Here is a 3915-nt window from a genome sequence, read left to right as displayed (position 1 = left end):
CGCCGCGTAGACGACGTCGAGGGTGGGATGCTGCGCGAGCCATGACGGCGACGGGGTCTGCGTGACCGCGCCGCGATACGAGAGCGAGGTCTGCCTGTCGGCATCCCCCGCCAACAGACCGATGCCGTCGGCGGAGCCCTCCATCGCGGATCCGTATCCGCCGAGCCAGAACCGGGTCACGGCGCGCTCAGTCGAGCAGGTCGTGGCGCACGACGACCTGGTCGCGCTCGGGACCCACACCGATCACCGAGATGCGCGTGTTGCTCATCTTCTCGAGCGCCAGCACGTAGTCCTGCGCGTTCTTCGGCAGGTCCTCGAACGTGCGAGCGGTCGAGATGTCCTCCGACCATCCGGGGAAGTCCTCGAGGATGGGCGTCGCGTGGTGGAAGTCGGTCTGGTTCACCGGCACCTCGTCGAAGCGCTCTCCGTCGACGTCGTACGCGACGCAGACCGGGATCTGCTCGAGGCCGGTCAGGATGTCGAGCTTGGTGAGCACCAGGTCGGTGATGCCGTTGACGCGGGTCGCGTAGCGCGTGATCGGGGCGTCGTACCAGCCGACGCGGCGCGGGCGGCCCGTCGTCGTGCCGAACTCGAAGCCGCGCGAGCGCAGCCACTCGCCCTGCTCGTCGAAGAGCTCGGTCGGGAAGGGACCGGATCCCACGCGGGTCGTGTACGCCTTGACGATGCCGACGATGCGGTCGAGCGCGCCGGGGCCCACACCCGAGCCGGATGCCGCGCCGGCGGCCGTCGCGGTCGACGACGTCACGAACGGGTAGGTGCCGTGGTCGATGTCGAGCATGGTCGCCTGGCCGCCCTCGAACACGACGACCTCGCCGCGGTCGAGCGCCTCGGAGATCAGGTAGCCGGTGTCGGCGACCATCGGCCGCAGGCGCTCGGCGTACGACAGCAGCTCCTCGACGATCTCGTCGACCGTCACGGCGCGACGATTGAAGACCTTCACTAGCAGGTGGTTCTTCTGGTCGAGCGCGCCCTCGACCTTCTGGCGCAGGATGTTCTCGTCGAAGAGGTCCTGCACGCGGATGCCGACGCGGTTGATCTTGTCGGCGTAGGCCGGGCCGATGCCGCGACCGGTCGTGCCGATGTTGCGCTTGCCGAGGAAGCGCTCGGTGACCTTGTCGAGCGTGCGGTGGTAGGCGGTGATGATGTGCGCGTTGGCGCTCACCTTGAGGCGCGACACGTCGATGCCGCGGGCGCCGAGCGCCTCGAGCTCGTGGAACAGCACCTCGAGGTCGATCACGACGCCGTTGCCGATGACCGGCGTGACGCCGGGCGACAGGATGCCGGACGGCAGCAGATGCAGCGCGTACTTCTCGTTGCCGACCACGACGGTGTGACCGGCGTTGTTGCCGCCGTTGAACTTGACGACCCAGTCGGTGCGCTCGCCGAGCAGGTCGGTGGCCTTGCCCTTGCCCTCATCGCCCCACTGGACGCCGACGATAACGATTCCTGGCATGGGTATCCCCCTTGCTTTCGCCGGGTTTGCACCGGCTGATGAGCTGGCCCTTCTCGGGCAGCTCCATCCTATCGAAGGGCTGTTTCGCCGCCGTTTCGGGCTGTGGGCGGCCCGATGCGTCGGGTGCGAGGCATCGGGCGGAGCGCTGGCGGAAAAGCATCGGATGCTGTCGCTCCTGCCGCTCGTCAGTGTCGGTGGCCGGTGACAGGATCGGAGGATGCCGAAGCCCGGTCGCGTCCAGCGCGACGACACCGTGAACCCCGCGAAGCCCCGCACCCAGGGTCCGCTCGTGCTCGTCGCCGCCCTCGTGACGGTCGTGCTGTGGGCGTCGGCGTTCATCGGCATCCGCGGCGCCGGTCCGCACTTCGACCCCGGGGCCCTCGCGCTGCTGCGCATGGCCGTCGGCAGCGCTGCACTCGCGATCATCGCGGTGCGGCACGGCATCCGTCTTCCCGAGCGCCGCCACTGGTGGCTCGTCGCGGTGTGGGGCATCGGCTGGTTCTGCGTCTACAACCTCGCGCTGAACGCCGCCGAGCGCACCCTCGATGCGGGCACGGCGGCGATGGTCGTGAACCTCGCACCCCTCATGGTGGTGGTCTTCAGCGGACTGTTCCTTCGCGAGGGGTTCCCGAAGCCGCTCATCGTCGGAGCCCCGATCGCCTTCCTCGGCGTCGTGCTGATCGGCATGAACTCGTCGACGAGCGCGGGCGAGGGACCCGACATCACTGGCCTGCTGCTGGCTCTGCTCGCGGCCGTGATGTACGCGGGATGCACGCTGCTGCAGAAGCACCTGCTCAGCGCAGGTTCCGACGCGACGACGCTGACGTTCCTCGGCGCCGTCGCCGGCACGGTCGCGCTGCTGCCGTGGACGGGAAGCCTGATCGGCGCCCTGCAGACCGCGCCCCTCGGCTCGACGCTGTGGGTCGTGTACCTCGGCATCTTCCCGACCGCGATCGCGTTCACGACCTGGGCCTACGTTCTGCAGCGCAGCACCGCCGGGCAGACGTCCGCCACGACCTACGTGGTTCCCGCGATCGCGATCCTGATGTCGTGGGCGATCCTCGGCGAGGTGCCGACGCCGCTCATGTTCGTCGGCGGAGCGCTGTGTCTGCTCGGCGTGCTCGTCACGCGGATGCGGTGGGGCCGCCGGGCCTGATCGCGGCTCCGCCATCCCCACTCACGCCCGGCGCACCGGACGGGGTCAGAAAAGCCCCCCGCAGACCGCTTTCCGGTGCCCTTTCGACCCCACACCGCGCAGCCGGTACCTTTTCGACCCCGCACCGCGCACCCCCGCACAGCGATCCGCTTACATATCGCCATATCGGTCTAGCGGTGCGACGGATCACGACCGATAAAGTGTGCGGCGGAGGCGAATATGACCTGGTGGCCCTACGCACGACTCGCGGCAGCAGCGCTCTCGCTCGCGGCCGTCATCGCACAGCTCTCTCTGACAGTGCAGGTGGCTCTCGAGGTCACGACGCCGTGGGGCTCGCACCTGCCGACCGTCGGCTGGAACTTCCTGAGTTTCTTCACGATCGATTCGAACCTGCTCGCGGCGGTCGTGCTCATCATCGGTGCGATCTGGGCGCTGCGTCACCGTGGTGATGCCGAGCAGGAACCTCGCTGGCTCGCCGTGCTGCTGGTCTGCGCGAGCACGTACATGATCGTCACGGGGCTCGTGTACAACACACTGCTCCGCGGCATCGAGCTGCCGCAGGGCACCACCGTTCCCTGGTCGAACGAGGTGCTGCACGTGGTGTTCCCGCTGTTCCTGCTGCTCGACGTGCTGTTCGCGCCGCGGCGACGGGCCCTGCCGTGGAGCACGGTGTTCGTCACCGCGATCTTCCCGCTCGTCTGGGCGGCCTACACGATGGTCCGCGCGAACCTCATCACCGCTCCGGCGACCGGCAACGCCTGGTGGTACCCGTATCCGTTCCTCGACCCGCGACTCGTCGGCGGGTACCTCGGCGTCGCCGGCTATGTGGTCGGCATCGCTGTCGCCATCATCGGCGTGGGCTGCTTCGTGGTCTGGATGGGGCGCAGCCGTGCAGCATCCCCCGCCTCCGCCTCGTCCGTAGCGAAGGACTTCTCACGCTCCGAAGGCTGATCTTCGCGTCAGCATCCTTCACAGCGAGAGATCTCCTTCGCGGTGGGGCGCCCACGCCTCGCCCCGGGCGGCCATCTCCGTGTCGGGAGGCCATATCTCGAGCAGACCTCCGCCCGACGCGGATAAGGCCGCCCGACAGACGCCCACCCAGGGGACTGTCGTCGGATGCGGTTACGCTGATCGACGGGGGATCGTCGACGCGTCCCCGTGGGAACGAGGAGACACACCGATGAACGAGCCCTACTCGCCCGGCCCCTCCGCCGGTTCGACACCGCCGCCTCCGCCCGCGCCTGCGGGTCCGTCCGCCCCGCCGGCTCCCCCCGCGACCCGGGCC

At 69.0% G+C, this 3915-nt stretch carries 4 protein-coding genes and 1 pseudogene; 3 read left to right on the top strand and 2 right to left on the bottom strand.

The window, feature by feature from the left end; translation table 11 throughout:
* Positions 1-180 (bottom strand): annotated as a pseudogene (locus RTM68_RS17340) (3-carboxymuconate cyclase); the annotation flags it as partial.
* Positions 181-187: 7 nt separating this feature from the next.
* Positions 188-1474, bottom strand: a complete 1287-nt coding sequence (locus RTM68_RS17335; protein WP_312173354.1) for an adenylosuccinate synthase — start codon at positions 1472-1474, stop codon at positions 188-190.
* On the opposite strand from RTM68_RS17335, the gene RTM68_RS17330 reads away from it, so the two are divergent.
* From RTM68_RS17330 to RTM68_RS17320, 3 genes are all read left to right on the top strand, one after another.
* Entirely contained in the window at positions 1473-1679 is a 207-nt protein-coding gene (locus tag RTM68_RS17330) for a hypothetical protein (RefSeq protein ID WP_312173351.1), read from the top strand. The two genes, RTM68_RS17335 and RTM68_RS17330, sit on opposite strands and share 2 nt — an antisense overlap.
* Before the next feature lie 12 nt (positions 1680-1691).
* Positions 1692-2630, top strand: a complete 939-nt coding sequence (locus RTM68_RS17325) for a DMT family transporter (RefSeq protein ID WP_312173349.1) — start codon at positions 1692-1694, stop codon at positions 2628-2630.
* Between the two features lie 219 nt (positions 2631-2849).
* Positions 2850-3581 (top strand): Pr6Pr family membrane protein, encoded by a 732-nt coding sequence (locus tag RTM68_RS17320; protein ID WP_312173348.1) that lies wholly within the window; start codon positions 2850-2852, stop codon positions 3579-3581.
* The last annotated feature ends 334 nt before the right edge of the window (positions 3582-3915 follow it).

Origin of the sequence: Microbacterium sp. (assembly GCF_031988965.1) — a bacterium.
GTDB lineage: Bacteria > Actinomycetota > Actinomycetes > Actinomycetales > Microbacteriaceae > Microbacterium.
Note: the sequence above shows the minus strand (reverse complement) of the source record. Positions and strands in the feature narration are given on the sequence as shown.